This is a genomic window from Roseomonas sp. TAS13 (assembly GCF_001950415.1).
In the GTDB taxonomy this organism is placed as follows: domain Bacteria; phylum Pseudomonadota; class Alphaproteobacteria; order Acetobacterales; family Acetobacteraceae; genus Roseomonas; species Roseomonas mucosa.
Window position 1 is genome coordinate 1 of sequence record NZ_BDLP01000350.1, and the last position, 4559, is coordinate 4559.

At 69.5% G+C, this 4559-nt stretch carries 3 protein-coding genes; all 3 read left to right on the top strand.

All coding sequences use genetic code 11. From position 1 onward, the window contains the following. A partial coding sequence (locus ROTAS13_RS27380) for a hypothetical protein (RefSeq protein WP_216348698.1) occupies window positions 1-478 on the top strand: 478 nt, incomplete at its 5' end. A 345-nt stretch (window positions 479-823) separates the two neighbouring features. Next, complete coding sequence (nhaA, locus tag ROTAS13_RS19890; protein WP_019462964.1) at window positions 824-2323, top strand: Na+/H+ antiporter NhaA; 1500 nt, start codon at window positions 824-826, stop codon at window positions 2321-2323. A 644-nt stretch (window positions 2324-2967) separates the two neighbouring features. Next, window positions 2968-4170 carry a fatty acid desaturase gene (locus ROTAS13_RS19895; protein WP_019462965.1) on the top strand — a complete coding sequence of 401 codons (1203 nt, stop codon included), beginning with the start codon at window positions 2968-2970 and terminating at the stop codon, window positions 4168-4170. Window positions 4171-4559: the final 389 nt, after the last annotated feature.

Genomic DNA, 4559 nt, shown 5'->3' on the forward strand with positions numbered 1-4559 from the left:
GCCCGCCGACCTCGCCCAGGGCTTCAAGGCCCTGGTCACCGCCGAGGGCGTGGTCCGCCGCATGGAGCCGGGCTTCGACCTCGTCGGCTCCATGCGCCCGATGGTCGAACAGGTGATGCGCCAGCGCTACACGCCCCGCGCGCTCCGCAACCGCACGGAAGCGGCGCTGCTGGAGATGCAGGGCCTGGCGCAGGACATGCCGGGCATCCTCCGCACCGTGCTGCGCCGGATGCAGTACGGCCGCTTCTCCGCCCGGCTGGAGGTCGTCCAGCTGGAGAAGCTCGGCCGCCGCATCGAGCATGCGGCCCTGCAGGTCGCCGTCGCCGTCGTCACCGGCGCCTTCGCCATCGGCCTCGCCCCCCTTCTGGGCCAGCACGGCCCGCGCTGGCTGGGCGTGCCCCTCTTCGTGCTGCTGGGCATCGCCGCCACCATCGGCGGCATCGTCTGGCTGGTGATCCTCAGCCGCCAGCGGAACTGACACGATCCGCTGTGGGCGTCGCTCTCCGTGGCTGGCCGCCGGGGGAGAGGGGCCGCCTCTCCCGCCGGACCCCCCCTCCGCCGGGGACCGAAGCCGGTCCCCGGACCCCGGGCTTTCGTGGGTTCCGGTGGATGCCGTTGTCCCGCGGCCCGATCCCCGGCTGCAGGTGGGGCCTTGTCCCCCCGGGACGGCGCCACGCAATCAGGAGGCGCAGGCCGCTGCCCGCATCCCTCCATGAGGTGCCGCACTGAACCTTGGCCGGGCCGGGTCGTTGCACCCTGGACATCCTTGCCGGCAGGCATCCGCCCTGGCCGGGGTGGCGGCAGATGGAGGAAGGAAGCCCGGTTGCCCAAAATTCCGCCCCGCCTGCACGGAAAGCTGCGGGCACGCGCGCATTACTCCCGCTTCGCACATCACTACTTCCAGAACATCGCGCCACTCTTCTTCGCCCCGGAAGTCGCCGGCGGTCCGCTGCTGATCGCCACGGCCGTCGCCATCCTGGCGATGAACTCTCCCTGGGCCGAGGCCTATGCCGCCTTTTGGCAAACGCCGCTTGCCCTCTCCTTCGGCGGGGCGGAGCTCCGCTACAGCCTCGCCGAATGGGCAAACGAGGCGCTGCTGCCGATCTTCTTCTTCGGCATCGGCGTCGAGGTGAAGAGGGAGCTGACCAAGGGCCTGCTCTCGGAGCGCGCCACCGCCGCCTTTCCCTTCTTCGGCGCCGTCGGCGGCCTGCTCGTGCCCGTGCTCATCTACCTCGCCTTCAACCTGGGCGGGGAGGGGCAGGGGGGCTGGGGCATCCCCGTCACCATGGACACCGCCTTCGCCCTGGGCATTCTCGGCTTCGCCGGGCACAGCATGCCCCGCATCCTGCGCGTCCTGCTGATGGCCTTCTCCGCGGTGGACGATGTCGGAGGGCTGCTGGTCATCGCCTTCGCCTACACGCCGGACGTCCAGTTCTGGCCGCTGCTGGGCGCGCTGCTCGCCTATGGCGCCGTGCTGGGCCTGATCCGGACCGGCGTCATCTCCAGTGTTCCCTATGTGCTGCTCGGCCTGGTTGTCTGGTTCCTGATGCAGCAGGCCCATGTCCACGCCACCCTGGCCGGGGTCGCGCTGGGGTTCCTGGTGCCCACCGTCCCCCGCGTCTCGTCCGGCAGCTTCGCCCACAAGGTGCGCCACCCCCTGCGCCTCTTCCGCCGGGCCCGTCGCCAGATGGAATCCGACTCGCAGGAAAGGAAGCAGGAGGGCCACGAGGACGCCGCCCGCGCCCTCGGCACGCTCAGCGAGCTTTCGGACGCGACCTATGAAGCCGCCGAGCGCGTCCTGGCCATCGCCAATCCCTGGATCACCTTCGTGGTCCTGCCGCTCTTCGCCCTGTCCAATGCCGGGATCGCCATCTCGCCCGACCTGCTGCGCGACGCCGTGGCCAGCCCCGTCGCCCTGGGCATCGTGGCGGGCCTGCTCCTGGGCAAGCCGGTGGGCTTCCTCGGCGCCACCTGGCTGGCCTGTCGCGCAGGCCTTGCCCGCCTGCCGGAAGCGACGAGCTGGGGCATGATCGCCGCCCTGGGCATCCTGGCCGGCATCGGCTTCACCGTTTCGCTCTTTATCTCGCACCTCGCCTTCGGCGGCACCCGGCACGAGGAACTGGCCCGGATCGCCGTCCTCGCCTCTTCCGTGGTGGCGGGCCTGCTCGGCTATGTCACGCTCCGCTGGGCCCTGGCCTCCGGCAAGGATACCGGTGCCGGGGAGAATCCCGATCGAGCGGAAGAGCCCGGCCGGGCGAAGGCCCCTCGCAGGCGGAGGGTCCGGGGGGCCGGCACGCAGCAGAACGAACACACGCCGGGCTGACACCCTCCGCCGGGAGCCCGGAACGGAGCGCCCTGAGGCGGATGTGCGCTGGGGCGTGCATCCGCTCCAGCCCACTGCTTCACACGGCGTGATCCGGACGATCGCTCCTGCCGGCAGCCCCGATGACGCAAGGTCCGGCGTCTTGCCTCAGGCACCTGCGCGGCTCTCATCCGCCCGGCCCCTTGGCGCGGCAGCGGCCGGCCGGTTCCGCCCCTGCATGGCCAGTCCGCCGGGGGTTGCCCCGAATCGGCTACAACCATGAGGCGAGTTCGTCTCTTCCTTCCGTCGAAAGCAAGGCTGGCCGGAGGATGGATCCTTTTCCATCACCGCCTCCCATTCGATTGCGAAGCATGCTCACCATAAGGCAGATCACCTTTCGCGGCGGTTGCACGCTCGAAAGATCGGGATCGGCTGCACCCGGCCGGACATTACCGCTTCTGCAGAGCAAAAATAGTATTGCAGAAAATAGCACACGCAATAAGAGCTACTACTGCGAGCAAATCAATTAGGAGTAGTTTGTCGCAAGACAGATGCTCCTTAATATTGTGAATAGTATCTATTTTGCTCGCAACGAAATGTTCATTCCCGTTTCGCTGCACTGGAACGGGTGATCGCCACTGAGAGCATGAAAAGGAAAAAAGACCATGTCCTTCCTCCCCAACCGACAGACCCTGGACCGTTCCCGACTCGCACAGAGCCTGGAGTCCGCCACCTTCCTGCGCGATGACCCACGCGCCCACATGGCGGCCCGTCTTCCGGCCTTCCTACAGCCTTTGCTGACGCTGATCACCGCCAAGCCGGCCCCCGGCGAGGAAACACCCGAGCGCTCCCCCATCGCCTTCGTCGCGGGCGGCCTGCTGGCCATGCTCGGTGGCGCGGGCCTGAGTGCCGCCGCCATCGCCGTGACGATGCCGCTCTGGCTGGCCTGCCTGCTGCTCCTCGTGGGGCTGACCACCACCGCCTCCGGCCTCGGCCTCTACCAGGTCGTGGTCTTCCACCACTGCTCGCACGGCACCGTCTTCCCGACGCGGGAGCGCAACCGCGCCATCGGCCGCCTGGTCTCCAGCCTGCTGCTCTTCGCGCGCTTCGAGGACTACCAGCGCGAGCACATGCTGCACCACAGCGCCAACAAGATGCTGACCGACGAGGACGAGTTCACCGGCTTCGTCTTCGGCGTCTGCCGGCTGGAGCCGGGGGTGAGCAAGCGCGAGCTGTGGCGCCGGGTGGTCACCAACCTCGTCTCGCCGCTCTTCCACGCCCGCTTCCTGCGCCGCCGCGTCAAGGCCGCCATGTTCGGCCAGGACCGGCAGCACAACTGGATGAGCCGCTCGGCCTACCTCGCCGCCTTCGCCCTGGCCGCCGCGACCGGCACGATGACCGAGTTCCTGGTGGCCTGGGTCCTGCCGCTCACCGTGCTGCTGCAGATCGCGACCGTCTTCCGCATCCTCTGCGAGCACCGCTTCCCCGAGCCAGAGCTGATCGCCGCCCGCGGCAAGGCCTTCGTCTGCGCCTCCACCACCGGCGTCTTCCCCGGCGCCATGCCGCCGGACGCCCGCGCCAACACCCTGCGCGGCATCCTGGCCTGGGCGCTGTGGTGGGCCAACATGCTGACCGTCACGGTCTTCTCCCGCGCCTTCGTGCTGGTCGGCGACGCCCCTTGCCATGACTTCCATCATCGCCGCCCGGCCAACCGCAAGTGGACCAGCTACGCCCATGCGCGGCAGCAGGATTCCGATGCCGGCTCCCCCGGCTTCCCTGTCGGCTACACCGAGAACTGGGGCCTGATCCGCGCCGTGGACAGCAACCTCGCCACCCTCGCCGCCACCCCTCCGGGTCTGGTGCATTGAGCGGCACCATATTCCCCGGACAGGCCTGCCCCGCATCCTTCCGCCAGCCGGGCATCAGGGCTGCCCTTCCGCTTTCCGGGGGGCAAGGCTCCGCCGTCGGCGCAGTGCGCCGGCCCCCCGGGCCGCACGATCCGCCGGGGCCCGGCGGGTCCTTGATCCGGTTCGCTGGCGCTCGCCAACGGCCGGGTCGCGCCGGAGAGCCAAGCTCTCCGGCGACTGCGGGCGCCACCAGGGCGGACAAGGTGTTTTCCGCCGCCTCGGGAGCCCCGCGTCTCCACCTGTCCCCAGGGATCGTCCCGCAGAACAGCGGCCACCACCGGAACCCACGAAAGCCCCGGGGTCCGGGGCTGTCTCTTGATCACATCTACGCACAGCCCCACCGTAAGGCG